Below are 17,122 nucleotides of genomic sequence, written 5' to 3' on the forward strand. Positions count from 1 at the left end.
CCCGCACGATCAAGCCCCGGCTCGTAGCTGCGTTCAGGTTTCTGCCGGAGCGGGACCTCCCCGGAGCGGGTTCCCCCGAGCGGCCTCACCGGTGCCACACCTCACCGGAGCCACACCTCACCGGTGCCGGACCTCACCGGTGCCGGACCTCACCGGTGCCGGATCTCACCGGTGCCGGGCCTCGCCCCCAGCGGCCTCACCGGTGCCGGACCTTCCCCCGAGCGGCCTCACCGGTGCCGGATCTCACCGGAGCCGGACCTTCCCCCGAGCGGCCTCACCGGTGCCACACCTCACCCGTGCCACGCCTCACCGGAGCCACCTCACCGGAAGCCGGCCCTCCCGCGGAACCCCCGTCAGTTCCCCACGCCGAGGCTGGACATGAGCGCCGGCGGGTAGCGGTCGCCGCGGGCCGCGCCCGGCGGGACCGCCTTCTCGATCGCGGCGAGGTCGTCCGCGGTGAGGTCCACCTCCGTCGCGGGCAGCGCCTCCGCCAGCCGTTCGCGGGTGCGGGCGCCGACCAGCGGCACGATGTCCCCGCCCTGGGCGGCTACCCAGGCGATGGCCAGCTGAGCGACGGTGCACCCCTTCGCCTCGGCGACCCGGCGCAGCGCCTCCACGAGGGCGAGGTTGTGTTCGACGTTCTCCCGGGAGAACCGGGGGGTGTGGCCGCGGCTGTCGCCGGGGTCGGCCTCGTGCCCGGCCGTCCAGTGCCCGGAGATGAGGCCGCGGCTGAGGACGCCGTACGCGGTCAGCCCGATGCCCAGCTCCCGCAGCGTGGGCAGGACGTCCGCCTCCACCGCGCGGGAGATCAGCGAGTACTCGATCTGGAGGTCGGCGATCGGGTGCACGGCGTGCGCCCGGCGGATCGTCGCCGCGTCGACCTCCGAGAGCCCGACGTGCCGTACGTACCCGGCGTCGATCATCTCCTTGATCGCGCCCACCGTCTCCTCGATCGGTACGGCCGGGTCCAGCCGGGCGGGGCGGTAGATGTCGATGTGGTCGGTGCCCAGCCGGGTCAGCGAGTAGGCCAGGAAGTTCTTCACCGCCTCGGGGCGGCCGTCGGCCCCGCCGAACCCGGGGCCCGGCGCTCGCAGCATGCCGAATTTCACGCTCAGCAGGTAATCGTCCCGGTCCCGGCCGCGCAGCGCCTCGGCGAGCAGCAGCTCGTTGTGGCCCATGGCGTAGAAGTCGCCGGTGTCGATCAGCGTGACGCCGGCCTCCAGCGCGGCGTGCACGGTGGCGATACTCTCCGCGCGGTCGGCCGTGCCGTAAACGCCCGACATACCCATCGCCCCCAGGCCGAGGGCGGAAACGGCCGGGCCGGTGCTTCCCAGGGTTCGCGTCTGCATCGTGCTCTCCTTCGTCGTCGTTCCACCACCCACCCTGCGCCCGCGCGGCACCGGATGGCAGCGGAGCGTTCGTCCTGGGAGAGCCGGTCCCTGGCTGGGCCCGCCGGCAAGGCGTACGCCTCCCGCGCGGCCCGCCAACGCCCGTACCACCCGTGAACGCCCGCGCGGGCGCGTGGTCCGTGTCGAGCGACGCCCCCGCGCCGCCGGGCCCGGCTGATGCCCGGGGCGGGCAGGCGCTCCGCCGCCCAGGACGTCAGCCCCGGCCCCGGGACCGTCAGCGGCTCCCGGGCCGATCGGCCGATCCCGGGACCGTCAGCCCGATGATCCGGACGAAACGTCCCAGCCAGTCCCCTCCGCGTCCCGGCGAGCGCCGCCCCCGGGCTGCACGCGCCGGCCGAGACCGCCGGCGGGCCGGTGGCGGCGGGTGGCGGTGCGGGTGTCGGGGTAGAGGGCGAAGACCTGGTCCAGGCCCACGATGCCGAGGATTCTGCGGGTGTTGGCCGGGACCGCGGCCAGGGCGATGTCGGCGCCCGCCTCGGCGGCGAGGTTGCGGGCGGCCACCAGGGTGTTGATGCCGCTGGAGTCGCAGAACCGCATCCGGGCCAGGTCCACGACCAGCAGTTGCCCGTCGGCCATGGGGAGGGTCTCGACGGTGCGGCGCAGGTCGGGGGCGGTTTTGTGGTCGAGGTCGCCGGTGATCGCCAGGACCGGGCCGGTCGCGGCGTCCCGCGTGGTGATCGTCAGCGGGTTCATGCCGGACCGCCGCCCGCGGGGGCGAGCGCGGGCGCGCCGAGGGCCAGGAGCGCGGTGTCGTCGTCGAGGCCGTCGCCGAAGCTGTCGAGCAGCGCGGTCAGGGCGGTGACGAGCGCCTGGGGGCCGGTGGCGGAGGGCTGGGCGGTGGCGAAGGCGCGCAGGGCGTCGTCGCCGTACAGCTCGCGCCGCGGGCCGATCCGGGCCTCGGTCAGGCCGTCGGTGTAGAGCAGCAGGGTGTCGCCGGGGACCAGCATGGTGGACGCCGGGGTGAACTTCGCCCGGGGCATGATGCCGATGAGCATCCCGCCGGGGGTGGGCAGGTACTCGGCGCCGCCGTCGGCCCGCCGCACCAGCGCCAGCGGGTGGCCGCCGGAGGCCAGGTCCACGGCGAAGCCGTCGTCCCGCCGTTCCAGGGTGCCGTAGATGGCGGTGCAGTAGCGGGTGTCGCCGCTGCTGTAGCGCTGGCTCAGCACGGTGTTCAGCGTGGTCAGGACCTCGACGGGGTCGGGGTTGTGCAGGGCGGCGGCGCGCAGCGTGTAGCGGGTCAGCGAGGTGACGGCCGCCGCCTGCGGGCCCTTGCCGCACACGTCGCCGAGGAAGAAACCCCAGCGCGCGTCGTCCAGCGGGAACAGGTCGTAGAAGTCGCCGCCCAGCAGGTCGGGGGAGGCGGTGTGGTAGTGGGAGGCGGTCTCCAGACCGGGGATGACCGGCAGCGCGGTGGGCAGCAGGCTCTGCTGGAGGACGGCCAGCGCCTCCTGGAGACGCTCGCGGTCGGCCTCGGCCTGCCGGCGCGCCTGCTCGGCCGCCTGCCGGCCGCGCAGCAGCTCCGTCTCGTACGCGCGGCGGTCGCTCGCGTCGAAGACGGTGGTGCGCACCAGCAGCGGCTCGCCGTCCGCGCTCGTCTTCACCTTCGACGTCACCAGGACCGGCAGCCGTGCGCCTTCGGCGGCCCGCAGTTCCATGGCGATGCCGTTGACGTGGCCTTTCATCTGGAGCAGCGGGGCGTAGTGCGTCTCGTGGTAGAGCTTGCTGCCCATGGTGAGCAGGTCGGTGAACCGCATCCGGCCCACCACCCGCCGGCGGGACAGGCCCAGCCAGTCCAGCAGGGTGGTGTTGATCTTCGCGATGGTGCCGTCCATCAACGTCGACAGGTAACCGCACGGCGCCTGCTCGTACAGCTCCTCGGCGCTGTCCTCCAGCAGGGCGGTGAAGGCCGCGTCGGTGGTGTCCACGTCCTGCTCCTCGTCCGGGTCGGGCAGGGCGCCGGTGCGGCACATCACCGGCTCCCTCCGAGGAAGGCGGTGATCGCCTGCGCGGTGGCCTCGGGGGCGCTCAGCTGGGGGCAGTGCCCGGTCGCGTTCAGCGTCACCAGGCGGCTGCCGGGGATCGCGGCGTGGACGTAGGCGCCGACCTCGCGGGGCGCTATCACGTCGTGCGCGCACTCCAGGACCAGGGTCGGCACCGTCACCGTCCGCAGATCCGCGCGGCTGTCGGTCAGGAAGGTCGTACTGGCGAAGACCCGGGCCTTGTCGGGGTCGGCCGCGCAGAACGACGCGGTCAGCTCGGCGCCGAGTTCCGGCCGGTCGGGGTTGCCCATGATCACCGGGGCCATCGCCGCCGACCAACCCAGATAGTTCGAGTCCAGCGACTCCAGCAGCTCGTTGATGTCCTCGGCGCTGAACCCGCCGCGGTAGCCGTCCTCGTCGATGTACCGGGGCGAGGGGGCGACCATGACCAGGCGGGAGAACCGCTCCGGCTCCTTCGCCGCCGCCAGGACGCCCACCATCGCGCTCACCGAGTGCCCGACGAACGCCACGTCCCGCAGGTCCAGTTCCTGGCAGACGTCCAGCACGTCCTGGGCGTAGCCGGCCAGCGAGGAGTACCGCTGCTCACTCCACGCCGAGGAGTCCGAACGTCCCGATCCCACGTAGTCGAACAGCACGACGCGGTACTCCTCGGCCAGCGCCGGGACCACCATCCGCCACATGTTCTGGTCGCAACCGAACCCGTGCGCCAGCAGCACCACCGGCCCGTCCGCCCGACCGGTCACGGTGACGTTGTTCCTGTGGCGAATATCCATACCAGTCAATCTCCCACTACCCCGGAAGCCGCGATGGCCCGGATGGTGCGGCCCCTACCCCGGATCTCGCTGAACAGGCATCGTGCTGGACATGTGTATGGGGCGGCCGGTGGGGGCGGCCGGTGGGCCGGTCCACGGATCGGTCGGCGGGGCGGCCTGCGGGGGCTGGACGGCGGGTGGAGTCGGGGGCGTTGAAAAGGGGGGAAGCCGGGGCCGTCGGAGGCGGGGCGGTGGGAACGCGCCACGGCGGGCGGTCCGGCGAGCCCCCAACGGTGGCGATCGTCAACGGTGGCGATCGTCAACGGTGGCGCCTCCCAACGGTGGCGATCCCTCCGCAGCGGCGATTCAACGGTGGCGATGCAACGACGGCGAGCGCGCGTCATCCACTCGATGACGTAAGTGTTTGTCATCGGATGGATGACATGATAGAAATGAGGGCAGCAGAACCGCAGCGGCAGTGGCAGGTACTGCCCGATCCCCTGGAGGTGTTTCGTGATGTTGATGCGTACTGACCCCTTCCGTGAGTTCGACCGGCTCGCCCAGCAGCTGCTGGGGAACGCCGGCACCTGGTCCAAGCCGTCGACGATGCCGATGGACGCCTACCGCGAGGGCGAGGAGTACGTCATCGCCTTCGACCTGCCCGGCGTGAGCGCCGAGGCGATCGACATCGACGTCCAGCGCAACATGCTCACCGTCAAGGCCGAACGACGCCCCGCCGCCAAGGCCGACGACGCGCAGATCGAGCTGTCGGAACGCCCGCTGGGCGTCTTCTCCCGCCAGCTCGTGCTCGCCGACACCCTCGACACCGAGCACATCAGCGCCGACTACGACGCCGGCGTGCTGACGGTGCGCATCCCCGTCACCGAACGCGCCAAGCCCCGCCGGATCGCCGTCGGCGGCACGTCGGCCCACCAGATCACCGGCTGATCCGCACCCGGCCCCCCGGACACCGGAGGGCGGGCGCGCAGACCCCCGCGCCCCCGCCCTCCGGCCAACGGCCGCCCGAGCCGCCGACCACGACCCCGCACACGACCGCGCCGGTCCGCCACCGCGCCCGTCCCGTCCCCGCCCGGCCGCCGTCGCCGGGCAGTCGTCGCCGTACCCGGCGGCCCACGTCCCGTGATCCGTAAGGCAGATGACACCCGGTTCACGCGGGAGTCGGCACCGTTTCCCGGCCGGGCGTCCCCCGGCCTGTTCCTCCGCATACGAAAGGCGAGTGCGTCACCGATGTCCCTCCACACCATCCGCAGCGCACCGGGTATGGCGTACGGGCAGTTGCTCGAACGAGTGCGGTACGACGGTGCGTACCCCACCCGTGAACGGGCCGAGCGGGCCGTCCGCGACGTACTGGGCGCCCTCGGCCGCCAGTTGACCGGCGAGGAGCGCGCCGCGCTCGCGGCCCGCCTCCCCGCGGAGGCGGCCTTCGCCCTCAACGCCCAGGCCTCGGACACGGCCCCGGCCGCCGAGGCGCTCACCGGCTGGGGGTTCGTCAAGGAACTCGCCGCCCGCACCGGCGGCACCCCCGCGACGACCCGGTGGGACACCGGCGCGGTCCTGTCCACCGTCGCCCACCTCGCCGGCGAGGACTTCGTCGCCCGCGTCATCGCACGACTGCCCCCGGGCTACGCCCTGCTGTTCGGCCGCATCGAACTCAGCCGCGCCGAGGCCGCCTGACCCGGCGTGACGTGGAGGCGTTCGCGGCGCGTCCCGTACGCCGGTGCGGATGAGGAACGAGTGGCGTCGATCGTGGTGGCCGGGAGAGGGATGAGAATTCTCCGCATGTATGCGTGACGTAAGGGCAGAAGCGTGTCAGGAGGTTGATGACAATGGGTGCTCTTCTTTTGGTTCTTCTGCTGGCACTGATCCTCGGCGGCGTGGGATTCGCCGTGCATATCCTGTGGTGGATCGCACTGATCGTTCTGGTCGTGTGGCTGCTCGGATTCGTCTTCCGCAGCGCCGGATCGGGCGGTTCGCGGGGCCGCTGGTATCGATGGTGAACGGTTGGGCGCAAGCGCTCGATCGCACCTGATCGCGCAGAGAAGTGCGCGTAGACATGGGGGTCGCACCGGATTCGGTGCGACCCCCAGTCATGTTCCGGAGGCGCTGGCTCGTTACGGATTTCGAATGTCGCCGCGCAGCCGTTGCAAGGCTGAGGGACGGAACCGCGGTCCTGCTCGCGATGGGGCGGGATCGGTGATCACCGCAGGTCACCGGGTACCTGCGAACGCGGTGGAATCGGGCAGCCGGTGAATCCCGGTGATCAGGGAAACGAACCCGGTATCGACCGCCGGAGCGGGCAACGGGTCGGGCGGTTCCGCCTCCGGGGTCCGGCGGTAAAGCTCAAGGCTGAACTCCGCCGTGTGTAGCCGTACGTACCGGCCGTGCCACCTCCGGGTGAGCGGCCAATGCTTCCGGACCGGCCCGGAGTTCCTCATCGTGAACGGTCCCCGAACCCCGGCGAAGCACGGCTCCGGCCTTGCGGTACAGCACACGTTCGTCCACCACGCCGGGGCCGCCGGGTTCCGCGATGGCGCGACGGGAATCCGGGGGCGGGCGGTGCGGTAAACCGTTCTGCTGATCGCTCGGAGTCGGATCGTGTTCGTTTCGGGCCCGGTTGATGCATCGTGAAGCTGTCGATCAACCGTTTCGTCTGGCACGGATTGCGCCCGGTGCCGTTGTCTCCGTCTCCGTCTCTGTTCTTCGCCGGCGCCGAGTGTTCGACCTTCGCTGAGCCGGACCGGACCGAGCCGGACCGAGCCAAGCCGAGCCGGACCGAGCCAAGCCGAGCCGGACCGACCCAAGTCAGGCCGGACCCCCGCCTCGCCCTGAGGGTGCCCCGCCCCCGACCGTGCCCCCGCCTCGCCCTCGACCCCGCCCCCGATCGCACCCCTCGCCCCCGCCCGCAAGTGGCGACCCCGACCTTGACTTTGCCCTGCAAAGCGTCCTAGCTTTGCGATACAAAGTTGCCCCGGGAGGCGCGAGATGAACAAGACGCACGACACCGACAAGAGTCCGGCCGGCGACGAGGACGGCGAACTGGATCCGCGGGACGCGGCACGGATCATCGAGCAGACCGAGATCCAGGCCAGGCGCCAGTTCGAGACCTCGTCGCCGCTGGCGGCGCTCCTGGGGGCGGGGGTCTTCCTGTTCGGTTACGGCGCGGTCTGGTTCTCCATGCGCGACCAGCGCGTGTACGCCGGGCCGGCCGGCTGGTCCCTCGCGCTGCTGTACGGCCTGATCGCCGTGTCGGCAATCGTCGGAAGCCGGGTCTCCCGGCGCGCGACCACCGGTGTCAGCGGGCGGGCCCGCCGGCAGATGCAAGCCCAGTCCGCCGCTGTGATGGTCGCCGGCATGGGCGCCTGGGTGGTCGAGGGGGCCCTGCGGCACCTCGGCGTGAGCTTCAGGATCGTCTACGGGATATTCGGGCCGACGGTGCCCCTGATCGCCCTGGCCGCGGCCGCGGGCGGGTACGCGGCGGCGCGCGAGAAGTGGCCGGAGCTCGGCCTCACGATGGCCATCATCGCCGTCGCCGCCGGGAGCACGTACTTCGGGCCGAACGGAGCGTGGGGCCTGACCGGCGTGGGGTGTTGCGTGGCCCTCATGACGTACGCCGCCGTCCTGACGGTCCGGCTGCGCCGCCCCTCCCCGGTCCAGCCGTGACCGCCGACGCCCTCGACCCGCTGATCCACGCGCCGGCGAGGCTGCGCATCATGGTGACGCTGGCCGCGCTCAACGACGGCGACACGCTGTCCTTCACCCGCCTGAAGGACATGCTCGACCTGACCCCCGGCAACCTCATCACCCACCTGCGCAAACTAGAGGACGCGGAGTACCTCCGCACGGTGAAGACCGGCAACGGGACCGCGTCGCTCACCTCGGTGACGATGACCCGTCGCGGACGCGCGGCGCTGGAGGCGTACACGGCGGCCCTGCGTGACCTGATCGCCGGGGTGTAGAGGGGCGGCTCGTCGGTCGGCGGGGTGCGGTGTGTTGGGGTGCGGTGCCGGGTCCTGCGGTGCGGTGTCTTGGGGTGCGGTGCGGTGCGGTGTCCGGCGGTGCGGTGTCTTGAGGTGCGGTGCCGAGTCCTCCGGTGCGGTGTCTTGGGGGCCGGGTCCTCCGGTACCGGGTCCGCTCCGGTGTTTTGTCCGCCGGTCGGACGGCGTGTCCTGTTCGTCGGCGAACGGTGGGCCCCCGGCCGGGGGCGTGGAAAATACTCGGTCGGGGTGGCCGGATCTCATCCATACGTGGCGGATGCCGTGCCACTAGCATTCTGCTGCTCCTGCACGGTTCACCCCTCGCTCACCAGGGCCATGGGCGGCCTTGGTCGCGCCTATTCGGAGGTTGACATGCACGGTAAGCACCGCCGCCTGAGAACGTACGGAACGATCGCCGCCTTCGTGCTGCTGGGCGGGGCCGTCGGCCTCCCGTCGGCCGCCGCGACGGTCGATCCGGCCCCCATCGGGGCGAACCAGTTCTTCAACGGCCAGGTCAACGGCGCCTCGGCCAGCGCGGTGATCCGGGTGGTGTGCCCCGTGCCGGCGACGGTCGGTGAGACGGGCCACCCGATCGCGGGCCAGACGGTGGACGTGGTGCCCGGCGCCTCCTCGACGTCGGCCGTCGTCGGCTACACGGGTTCGGCCGGCACCCACGTCAACGTCGAATTCGGCACCGCCTCCGCGAATGCTCCCGTCACGTTGAGCAGCTACGCGGTGCAGGCCGCGATCCCGACCACCCTCAACCTGCCCTGCTCCGGCACGGGCAAGGTCGACTTCGTCCCCACCCCCACCAGCCCCACCGCGCAGACGTCGTCGGTCACCGTCACGTACGCGGACATCGCCGCCTCCTGACCCGGCCCAGCCGGCCTCGTGTCCGCCGGGTCGCGGCGGACACGAGGCCTTTCGCGCCGCGGGGTTAGGGGGTGAGGGGTGAGGGGTGACCGTGGGAAGGACGGGCGGGGTGCTGCGGCGCTGACCTGCCGAGGCGGGCACGGGTGCGGAATTCCAACCGCTCTCGTTCCAAATCTCGTAGTCGATCCGCGGACTGAAGCCGAATATTTCGCCCCGCGGGAGCCCGAGCCCGCACTTGACCTCCGCAGCGTGCTGGTGATGCACCTACAGATCGCCTCACGAGACTTCGGCCGTCCCAGCCGCGTAAAGCTCCTACGGCCACGCCATTGACGCGGTGACAGCAGGAGTGGTCGCGCCTGATGACGTTGCGTACTCGGACGGGTTCGGCTACCCGGCGCCCAGTCGCGCGCTCGGCAGCGGGCCCTTGCCTTATCTGCTTCGGGGTCAGGAGCCACGTGAGCAGGCGCATGCGAATCCGGCCGTTGGCGCTCACTTCATGGAACGGCACCCCGAACCGCTTGGTCCCGGGTGCCGTCGTCGTCACGGCATCGCTACTGATGGCGGCCCGGAAGGGTGAGGGGACCGCCGGCAGGCAGGTTGGCGGCGCCGAGGGCCTGGTCGGTGATGCACAGGTGTGTGTTGCCGTCCTGGATGCGCTTGATGAAGTCGTTCAACGCGGCCTCCCGTCCCTGGACTGTGACTCGGGTCAGGTACGCTGCCGGGCCGAGCGCGTCGAGGACCGCATCGCCGCCGATCTCTTCGGCCGTCGGCTGACTGGGCTGGGCGATCTTCTCCGGTCCGGCCTTGCGGAGCGCCGCACACAGGTTGGTGATGCCCTCGTCCGTGACGCGCAGCCGGTTCGCACCTGCCATGTCAAGTCCCCTCGGTGATCCGGATATCACTGCTGGATATTGTTGATCCGACTATCCTACGAAGGATTTTCCATTATGCAGTCGTGTGTCTGACGGGGAGTGGGGAAGTGGGGGGCAGGCCGACCGACTGGCACTGGGTGGACCGTACGAAGGACCCCACGCCGGGGGACGCGCACACGCTCACCGACTGGGAGAACTACTTCCGCAAACGGGCTGACGACGCGCAGGACGCGATGTACCGGCTGCGCGACATCCAGAACCAGTCCACGAGCCTGGACCTCGAAGGCACGTGGATCACTGCCATCTGGGGTCGGTGCGACTACCTTGCGGACCAGCTCCTGCCCGAGCAGACCTGCCATCAGAACGTCGCCGACGCGATGAAGTCCTTTCGCCACGCCCTCCCCGACATCCAGGCCGACGCCGACTACGGACTGAAAACGGCCCGCGAGGCTGCCGCCGACCACCGGGCGGCCGCAGGGGCCCTGCATGCCATCGATATGGGGAACGCGGCGGCGGATCAAGCGGCCGGCGTCTGCGTACCCGGCGACCCTGCCACGCTGCACAGGACACGCGCCGCGCAGGGGGACCTCAATGACGCCGAAGGTCGTATCCGCAAAGCCAAAGGCATTGTCAACGAAGCGGCAGCCAATTTCCACACGGCCGCCACCGCTCTGATCGCCGCGCTCAACGAATCCGTCCGGACTCTCGGGACCGGCGTCTTCGATCCCGTGCCCCCCGACCGTGACCAAACCCCGCCACCACACCCGGGCATGCTGCACCAAGCTGTCATTAACGAGCTCAACGGCCTGTACATCACCGCTTCTGTGGCCACTGGTGTCATGCGGCGCACCGATGACATCGGCGAGAACGTTGACGAGATGATGATGTTCGGTGGTCCCGAAAGCGGGGGCCCCGGGGACGAGTTCGCACTGACCGGTGACTCGATGTCGGCTTCCCTCGCCGACTCGTATGCCTTCGGCGACGACCCCTTCTCGGGGTACGGCACGAACTCGCCGTCCAAGCCGCTGGACGACCCGTGGCTGATGAGCAAGACGTGGCAGGCTCGCGCCGATATCAAGGGGCCGGCGCGGGGCAAGGTTTTGAAGCAACCCAACGCACGCCACACGATCCTTGGGTCGAAGGGGGGAGAGGTCAAGGGGGAGAACACCATTATTCCGCCGGATCGATACGATGATGTGGATCAAGACATCAAAGCCATTGCTGATGGAGAGGCGGCGTTCGACAATAGAACTGGTTTGTATGAATTTCATGGCAGAACGTACAATGTAAAACCGAGTGGCACTGTCTTCCCGGTTTCAGGGCCTGGACTTGTCGAGATGGACAACAACGACTACTTTGCCTTGCATATGCTGGCGAAATGCGATGGCAATGTGGAGAAGTTTGATCAGCAGGTTCAGTACAACCCGCGATTGCGAAACAATCCGGCCAGTGTGGCGAAAGCAACCGCTCTCTATGACACATATTATGAACCCGGAGGGGTGCCGCGATGAGCTACGACGTCCTGGTCACCGGACACCACGTGCCGGAACGGCTCGGCGGCTTCCTGGCGGCCTTGTTCGACGTGTCGGCGGACCGTGTCTTCGTAGGGGACATGTCCGAGGTGGACAGCTGGGACAAGGCGGCCGTGGACCGGTCGCTGGTGTCCTGTACCTACGAACCGCGATCCGCGGAACTGGCGTGGTACCTGAGTATCTACGCCGACCCGGCAGACCTTCCGCAGCAGCCGTCTCAGGCGGAGTTGTCACGACGGATGTCCGCCGAACTCGACACCGTGACACTCTTTCCCGAAGGCACCCGGACTCCCGAGGTCTTTCATTTCGTGACGAGCGGGGGAACGCAGGGTCTCGTCCGATTCGCCGAGGACGAACCGGGCATCTGTGAAGTCAGCACGCCCGTGCCGGAGTTCCCCGCGGCTGCCGTCGCGCACTTCGAGGACGAGGTCCGATACATCCCCTTTCCCAGCCCCGTCACGCTGCGGTATTTCCCGGCGGACCCCGGCGGCGGGTCGTTCGGTGACGTGCGCGACCGCCTGACGGTATGGGAGCGGCTGACGGTGCGGATGGCACGAAACTGGCCGCCCCTCGGCTGGTACGGGCCGTCGCTGTACGCCGCCGACCTTGAGTGCCGTGACGACATCACCGCCCTGCTCCCCGAACTCGCCGAGCCCGAGCGGGACAACGCCCGGACGGTCCTCGCGGTCCTCGACGACGCCTACCGCGAACTCACCGTCCAGGACGGCGGTGCGGCGCTCGTCGCCTCCGGCGTCATCGGCGCCGATCTTGTGCGGGGCATGCCCTGGTACTGGCAGCGCGGACCGCTTGTCCTCCCGTGGGATCCCGCGGAGCCCGCGCCAGCCGGGGCCTGATCACGGAGGCGGGCGCACTCCCGCAGCCCAGGCGTCCTCCCGGAGACGTTCCGCCCGCCCCCAAAAGAACTGTTTGCGCAGCTCACCCCACCCCACCCCACCCCTCAGCAACGGTACGAACGCATCAGGAGACGGGGCGTTCGGGCGGTTCCAGGCCGGTGGCGGCCAGTTCGGTGTGGATGTCGACGACGGTGCAGCGCCTGAGGCGTGCCACCGGCTGGAGGGCGAGCATCCACGGCAGGAGTTTGCGGTCGTAGGCGCAGCACCTGATGTTGCGGCGGATTCGCAATGGGGTCACCTGAGCCGAACACCGTGTTGCGGACACGCATGCGAGCAGCTGGCATGACCGAAGCCGAACTGGCGGAAGAAATGAACCGCGTCCTGCTGGCCAGGACAAGCCGCTCGGGCGACTACATCGACAGGACTATCCGGCGCTTTCTGAGCGGACAAACCCGCTGGCCGCAGAGTCGCGCGCAGTTGGCATTGACGACCATCTTCCGGTCTGCTGCCCAGGAACTGGGCTTCATCGATCCCAGGAAGCCGCGTCAAGGAGCGGGGGATCCAGTGCGGCGACGTGATTTCGCCAGCAACGCAGTCGGCCTCACGGCCGCAAGCGTGCTACCACTCGCCTCGACGTCGGCCAGTCTGATGAGATCGCGAGACCCTCCCATGGTTGTCAGACCCCAGCTTCAGACTGTAGAGATGAGTACACACGACACCGGCTTCGTCTACGTCATGAGTAACCGGGCGATGCCCGGGTTGGTGAAAGTCGGCTTTACTACACTGCTGCCTGAAGAGCGGGCGAGCCAGCTCTCCAGGCACACCGGAGTACCCGTACCGTTCGATGTCGAGTTCAGGGCACTCACGATGCGCTGGAAGGCGGTGGAGGGGCTCGTCCACCAGAAGATGGATGGGGCGAGGGTCTCGTCCCGCAGGGAGTTCTTCGCCCTGCCGGTGGACAAGGCTGTCGAAAGCGTCAGGGAGTGCGTTCTGGAGGTCAACGGGATCGACGCCTGGACGACGTCTGGCTTCGGCAGTCCCCATCCTCTCGGGGGACGTGACCGGGTCGTGCTGCCGTTGGAGGCAGGCCAGGTGTTCGTACTGCTGTCGAATCCGTCGCCGCTGAAGTCACCCCCCAGCGGCGGTTGGCAGCCACTCGACCTTTGGCAAGCACATGCAGTCGGGGACCAGCTCGAGATCTATGCGACTGCAGGGCCGGGCGAGACCGCTGGCTTCGGGGGTGGAGACGTAGGCGGCGAGGATGACCCCGTGCCGTACCTCGACCGCTCCGAGAAGGTTGCCAACGGAACGCTGAACGGCAAAGAGCAACTTGCACCCGGAGACCGGCTGCTGTGGCTGGAAGACGGCGATGACCCTGAGAAGTGCAAAAGCGTTCTGTTCGAGGCGCGGGACTACTGTCAAGTCGCGTGCCGGACGTGGAGTCCCCAGTTCACGGAGGAAGGCTTTCCGCTCATACTCAACGCCCTCGTGCGCGACCCGTCGAAAGCCATGCTCTTCGCAGCACAGGAAGCGATCACTCTGCCGATGCCGCGCAATTGGGGCCCGCGCCCGGCGCCGCGTGGGGACCAGGCCTTTCCACTACCGGGCCCTGAGCGCTGGTTGCCCCAGCTCCGACCGAAAGGCAAGCGCCCGCGTCGCAAATCGGGATCCTGACCGGTAGACCGCGGTGGTGGGATTGGGGCCTGCGTCGGCCGGTGGGGACGGCGCAGGCAGCTGGTGATGGCTCGGTCCAAGCCGTATATGAGGCGTGGGGATATCGAAAGATCGGCGACCAGCAGCCGTTTCCCGACTCGCCGGTCTTCGCCTGCATGATGCGCCCAATTTAATTCGCAGTCGTCTGGGCTATCGGAACCGCCGTGCCGCGCTACTGAACTTGATTGGGTTTTGACCGGTGCCCGCTCAGTGATCGTGCGGAAGCGCCGGGCGGGTGACCGGTACGACGGTCAGAAGTGTCTCCAGCCCCTTGAAGTCGTCGGGGTTGGTGGTGAACAGAGGGAGGGCCTCGGCGATGGCGATGGCGGCGATCATCAGGTCGGCCACGCGCCTTCGCGGTTTCCGCCCCGCGCCGATCACGGCGGCGCAGATCCGGCCGTAGATGCGTGCGGCCTCCGTATCGAAGGGGATGGGGTCGAACTCATTCTCCGCACGTTGCAGAACGTCGAGTCGGCGGGCCCGCTCCGCGTATTCGTCGTAGTCGGCCTGTTCTTCGTTCCGCCGGACCTCGTGCGGTCCGGCGGACAGCTCCGCCAAGGTGATCGCGCTGATGGCCATCTCGACCGGGAGCTCGGCCGGGTTCACCCAGCGACGAAGGATCATGATGTTGGTGTCCAGCAGACCACGCTCATGTTCAACGGGCATAGGGATCGTCCGTCTCCTGTGCCGCCGTGGCGTCCTGATCCGCCCGGAAGGCATCCAGGGAGATGCCGGGTGCGCTGCGTGACATCGCGGCGAACTCCGCCCGAGGGACGAAGCGCCTGCGGCGCTTCAGTGGGATCAACTCGCCGATGCGGTGGCCGTCCCGGGTGACGGTGAACGACTGCCCGGCCTCGACGGCATCCATGATCTCTCTCGACCTGCTGCGCAGGTCCCGCTGGGTGATCTCCGGCTGTGCTGTCATGCCACCAGGTTACCGACGTGTGCCACCTGGTGCTACGCGGAGGCACACCATCTGCCTGCGGGAGCTGTTCCCCCATGCGCTGCCGGTCGAAGAGCGTTTCGTCCCGGGAAAGGTGCTTGGTCCAAGCTTCAGGCGTCGCGCCGGTTCGGGCTGGATTGCCTGGTGAGTCGTCTGCTCATGAAGTCGATCATCGCAAGGTGGATCATGGCTTCGCAGCGGTGTGGTCGGGTCTCGTGGTCACGGGCGAGGCGGCGGTGATACCTGAACCGGCCGAAGTCCGCTCGACGACCCGGCGCCGGGGATGACGGTGAAGCGTTGTGGGCTGGTGACCCTTTCCCGGTGGGGAGTTGAGCGTTCGGCCGGGCATGGAGTCTTCGCCGCCACGGGGGGTGCCGGACGGGGTGTGGGAGCCGGTCGAGCCGCTGCTTCCGGGGCGTGAGCGGAGATTCCTGTGTCCGCGGCGCAAGCCGGTGCCTGACCGGAACGTGCTGTACGGGAACCCGTACGCGCTGCTGCACACCGGGATCCAGTGGGAATGCCTGCCGCAGGAACTGGGGTTGCCTCGTCATTGGTGAGGGCCGGGGGCCGCCGGCAGCGGATCCTTCGGCTCTGGATGAACCGGTTCTGACAGCGCGAGGCGGATCGGAGCGCCGACGGCTCAAGAGGGCTTGCGCACGCGGCGAGCGGTGCCACCTCTGCATGGCAACCACGCCCCGGCCGCCCCAAAAAGAAACGTTTCCCCCCACCCCACTCCCACCCCACCCCTCAGCACTCGATGACGTTCACCGCCAGCCCGCCCCGCGCGGTCTCCTTGTACTTGACCTTCATGTCCGCCCCGGTCTCCTTCATCGTCTTGATGACCTTGTCGAGGGAGACGTGGTGGCGGCCGTCGCCGCGCAGCGCCATCCTCGCGGCGGTCACCGCCTTCGCCGCCGCCATGCCGTTGCGCTCTATGCACGGGATCTGGACGAGGCCGCCGACCGGGTCGCAGGTCAGGCCGAGGTTGTGCTCCATGCCGATCTCCGCGGCGTTCTCCACCTGCTCGGGGGAACCGCCGAGGACCTCGGCCAGGCCGCCGGCCGCCATCGAGCAGGCGGAGCCGACCTCGCCCTGGCAGCCGACCTCCGCGCCGGAGATGGACGCGTTCTCCTTGAACAGCATGCCGATGGCGCCGGCCGCGAGCAGGAAGCGGATGACGTCCTCCTCGTCGGCGCCCGGTACGAAGTTGACGTAGTAGTGCAGGACCGCCGGGATGATGCCCGCCGCGCCGTTCGTGGGGGCCGTCACCACGCGGCCGCCGGCGGCGTTCTCCTCGTTGACCGCCATCGCGTAGAGCGTCACCCACTCCATCGCGCGGGCCGGCGCGTCGCCCTCGGCGCGCAGCTGGCGGGCGGAGGCCGCGGCGCGGCGGCGGACCTTCAGGCCGCCGGGCAGGATGCCCTCGCGGGCCATGCCGCGCGCCACGCACTCCCGCATGACCTGCCAGATCTCCAGCAGCCCGGCGCGGATCTCGGCCTCGGTGCGCCACGCCTTCTCGTTCTCCAGCATCAGCCCGGAGATGGACAGGCCGGTCTCCCGGGCGAACCGCAGCAGCTCGTCGCCGGTGCGGAACGGGTGGCGCAGCACGGTGTCGTCGAGCTTGATGCGGTCCTCGCCGATCGCCTCCTCGTCGACCACGAAGCCGCCGCCGACCGAGTAGTAGGTCCGGGTCAGCAGGTCGGCGCCGGCCGCGTCGCGGGCGGTCAGCCGCATGCCGTTGGCGTGGTACGGCAGCGAGCGGCGCCGGTGCAGCAGCAGGTCGCGGTCGGCGTCGAAGGCGATCTCGTGCACGCCCAGCAGGCTGAGCCGGCCGGTGGCGCGGATGCGGGCGGCCTCGTCGTCGGCGGTCTCCACGTCCACCGTGCGCGGGGAGTGGCCCTCCAGGCCGAGCAGGACCGCCTTGGGGGTGCCGTGACCGTGGCCGGTGGCGCCGAGCGAGCCGAACAGTTCGGCCCGGACCGCGGCCACCCGGGGCAGGACGTCCTCGTTCTTCAGCCGGTTGGCGAACATCCGCGCGGCCCGCATCGGGCCGACGGTGTGCGAACTGGACGGGCCGATGCCGACCGAGAACAGGTCGAAGACGGAGATGGCCATGGTCACAACTCCTTTGTTGTGGCTTGCCGGGCCGGCCGGGGGCGCCGTCGCCCGCGGGGTCGCG

The 17,122-nt window shown here is 69.7% G+C and carries 18 protein-coding genes and 2 pseudogenes; 10 read left to right on the top strand and 10 right to left on the bottom strand.

The window, feature by feature from the left end:
* Positions 1 to 353 precede the first annotated feature (353 nt).
* The 4 genes from POF43_RS08550 to POF43_RS08565 all read right to left on the bottom strand — a co-directional run bounded on the left by POF43_RS08550 (position 354) and on the right by POF43_RS08565 (position 4,182).
* On the bottom strand, positions 354 to 1,349 hold the full coding sequence (locus POF43_RS08550) for an aldo/keto reductase (RefSeq protein WP_271323440.1): 996 nt from the start codon (positions 1,347 to 1,349) through the stop codon (positions 354 to 356).
* A gap of 312 nt (positions 1,350 to 1,661) precedes the next feature.
* Positions 1,662 to 2,102, bottom strand: a complete 441-nt coding sequence (locus tag POF43_RS08555) for an STAS domain-containing protein (protein WP_308217730.1) — start codon at positions 2,100 to 2,102, stop codon at positions 1,662 to 1,664.
* Positions 2,099 to 3,379 carry a PP2C family protein-serine/threonine phosphatase gene (locus POF43_RS08560; protein WP_271316869.1) on the bottom strand — a complete coding sequence of 427 codons (1,281 nt, stop codon included), beginning with the start codon at positions 3,377 to 3,379 and terminating at the stop codon, positions 2,099 to 2,101. Before POF43_RS08560 ends, POF43_RS08555 begins: the two co-directional genes overlap by 4 nt.
* The gene (locus POF43_RS08565; RefSeq protein ID WP_271323439.1) at positions 3,379 to 4,182 is read right to left on the bottom strand and encodes an alpha/beta fold hydrolase; all 804 of its coding nucleotides are present in this window, start codon (positions 4,180 to 4,182) and stop codon (positions 3,379 to 3,381) included. The genes POF43_RS08560 and POF43_RS08565 overlap by 1 nt, the downstream gene beginning before the upstream one ends.
* A gap of 495 nt (positions 4,183 to 4,677) precedes the next feature.
* Between POF43_RS08565 and POF43_RS08570 the strand changes: the two genes are divergently transcribed.
* The 6 genes from POF43_RS08570 (at position 4,678) to POF43_RS08595 (ending at position 9,029) form a co-directional block, all read left to right on the top strand.
* Positions 4,678 to 5,109, top strand: coding sequence for an Hsp20/alpha crystallin family protein (locus POF43_RS08570; RefSeq protein WP_271325703.1), 432 nt, complete (start codon positions 4,678 to 4,680; stop codon positions 5,107 to 5,109).
* A 300-nt stretch (positions 5,110 to 5,409) separates the two neighbouring features.
* Positions 5,410 to 5,856 carry a DUF2267 domain-containing protein gene (locus POF43_RS08575; RefSeq protein WP_271318607.1) on the top strand — a complete coding sequence of 149 codons (447 nt, stop codon included), beginning with the start codon at positions 5,410 to 5,412 and terminating at the stop codon, positions 5,854 to 5,856.
* Between the two features lie 152 nt (positions 5,857 to 6,008).
* Positions 6,009 to 6,179 carry a DUF5670 family protein gene (locus POF43_RS08580; RefSeq protein ID WP_271318606.1) on the top strand — a complete coding sequence of 57 codons (171 nt, stop codon included), beginning with the start codon at positions 6,009 to 6,011 and terminating at the stop codon, positions 6,177 to 6,179.
* Between the two features lie 985 nt (positions 6,180 to 7,164).
* Positions 7,165 to 7,842 (top strand): hypothetical protein, encoded by a 678-nt coding sequence (locus tag POF43_RS08585; RefSeq protein ID WP_271325805.1) that lies wholly within the window; start codon positions 7,165 to 7,167, stop codon positions 7,840 to 7,842.
* Positions 7,839 to 8,138, top strand: a complete 300-nt coding sequence (locus POF43_RS08590; protein WP_271314881.1) for a transcriptional regulator — start codon at positions 7,839 to 7,841, stop codon at positions 8,136 to 8,138. Before POF43_RS08585 ends, POF43_RS08590 begins: the two co-directional genes overlap by 4 nt.
* Positions 8,139 to 8,528: 390 nt before the next feature.
* Positions 8,529 to 9,029 carry a hypothetical protein gene (locus POF43_RS08595; protein ID WP_271325804.1) on the top strand — a complete coding sequence of 167 codons (501 nt, stop codon included), beginning with the start codon at positions 8,529 to 8,531 and terminating at the stop codon, positions 9,027 to 9,029.
* 551 nt (positions 9,030 to 9,580) lie between these two features.
* On the opposite strand, the gene POF43_RS08600 is transcribed toward POF43_RS08595, so the two are convergent.
* Complete coding sequence (locus tag POF43_RS08600; protein WP_271325493.1) at positions 9,581 to 9,901, bottom strand: hypothetical protein; 321 nt, start codon at positions 9,899 to 9,901, stop codon at positions 9,581 to 9,583.
* A 137-nt stretch (positions 9,902 to 10,038) separates the two neighbouring features.
* Here POF43_RS08600 and POF43_RS08605 point away from each other — a divergent pair, with 137 nt between their 5' ends.
* Positions 10,039 to 11,412 (top strand): hypothetical protein, encoded by a 1,374-nt coding sequence (locus POF43_RS08605; RefSeq protein WP_271325494.1) that lies wholly within the window; start codon positions 10,039 to 10,041, stop codon positions 11,410 to 11,412.
* Positions 11,409 to 12,287 (top strand): hypothetical protein, encoded by an 879-nt coding sequence (locus tag POF43_RS08610; RefSeq protein ID WP_271325495.1) that lies wholly within the window; start codon positions 11,409 to 11,411, stop codon positions 12,285 to 12,287. The genes POF43_RS08605 and POF43_RS08610 overlap by 4 nt, the downstream gene beginning before the upstream one ends.
* 124 nt (positions 12,288 to 12,411) lie before the next feature.
* On the opposite strand, the gene POF43_RS08615 is transcribed toward POF43_RS08610, so the two are convergent.
* Positions 12,412 to 12,585 carry a hypothetical protein gene (locus POF43_RS08615; RefSeq protein ID WP_271325498.1) on the bottom strand — a complete coding sequence of 58 codons (174 nt, stop codon included), beginning with the start codon at positions 12,583 to 12,585 and terminating at the stop codon, positions 12,412 to 12,414.
* 44 nt (positions 12,586 to 12,629) lie between these two features.
* Between POF43_RS08615 and POF43_RS08620 the strand changes: the two genes are divergently transcribed.
* Entirely contained in the window at positions 12,630 to 13,961 is a 1,332-nt protein-coding gene (locus tag POF43_RS08620) for a GIY-YIG nuclease family protein (RefSeq protein ID WP_271325497.1), read from the top strand.
* Between the two features lie 246 nt (positions 13,962 to 14,207).
* On the opposite strand, the gene POF43_RS08630 is transcribed toward POF43_RS08620, so the two are convergent.
* The 3 genes and pseudogenes from POF43_RS08630 to POF43_RS34840 all read right to left on the bottom strand — a co-directional run.
* Positions 14,208 to 14,666, bottom strand: coding sequence for a type II toxin-antitoxin system VapC family toxin (locus tag POF43_RS08630; protein ID WP_271325496.1), 459 nt, complete (start codon positions 14,664 to 14,666; stop codon positions 14,208 to 14,210).
* The gene (locus tag POF43_RS08635) at positions 14,656 to 14,925 is read right to left on the bottom strand and encodes a type II toxin-antitoxin system Phd/YefM family antitoxin (protein WP_184935462.1); all 270 of its coding nucleotides are present in this window, start codon (positions 14,923 to 14,925) and stop codon (positions 14,656 to 14,658) included. Before POF43_RS08635 ends, POF43_RS08630 begins: the two co-directional genes overlap by 11 nt.
* Positions 14,926 to 15,053: 128 nt before the next feature.
* Positions 15,054 to 15,226: pseudogene (locus POF43_RS34840) on the bottom strand (IS5 family transposase); the annotation flags it as partial.
* Between the two features lie 64 nt (positions 15,227 to 15,290).
* Here POF43_RS34840 and POF43_RS08640 point away from each other — a divergent pair.
* Positions 15,291 to 15,482, top strand: a pseudogene (locus tag POF43_RS08640) (IS5/IS1182 family transposase); the annotation flags it as partial.
* Positions 15,483 to 15,690: 208 nt separating this feature from the next.
* Here POF43_RS08640 and POF43_RS08645 read toward each other — a convergent pair.
* A complete protein-coding gene (locus tag POF43_RS08645) occupies positions 15,691 to 17,058 on the bottom strand; it encodes an L-serine ammonia-lyase (RefSeq protein WP_271324118.1) in 1,368 nt (455 codons plus the stop codon).
* Positions 17,059 to 17,122 lie beyond the last annotated feature (64 nt).

This window comes from Streptantibioticus silvisoli (genome assembly GCF_027947535.2).
Lineage (GTDB): Bacteria > Actinomycetota > Actinomycetes > Streptomycetales > Streptomycetaceae > Streptantibioticus_C > Streptantibioticus_C silvisoli.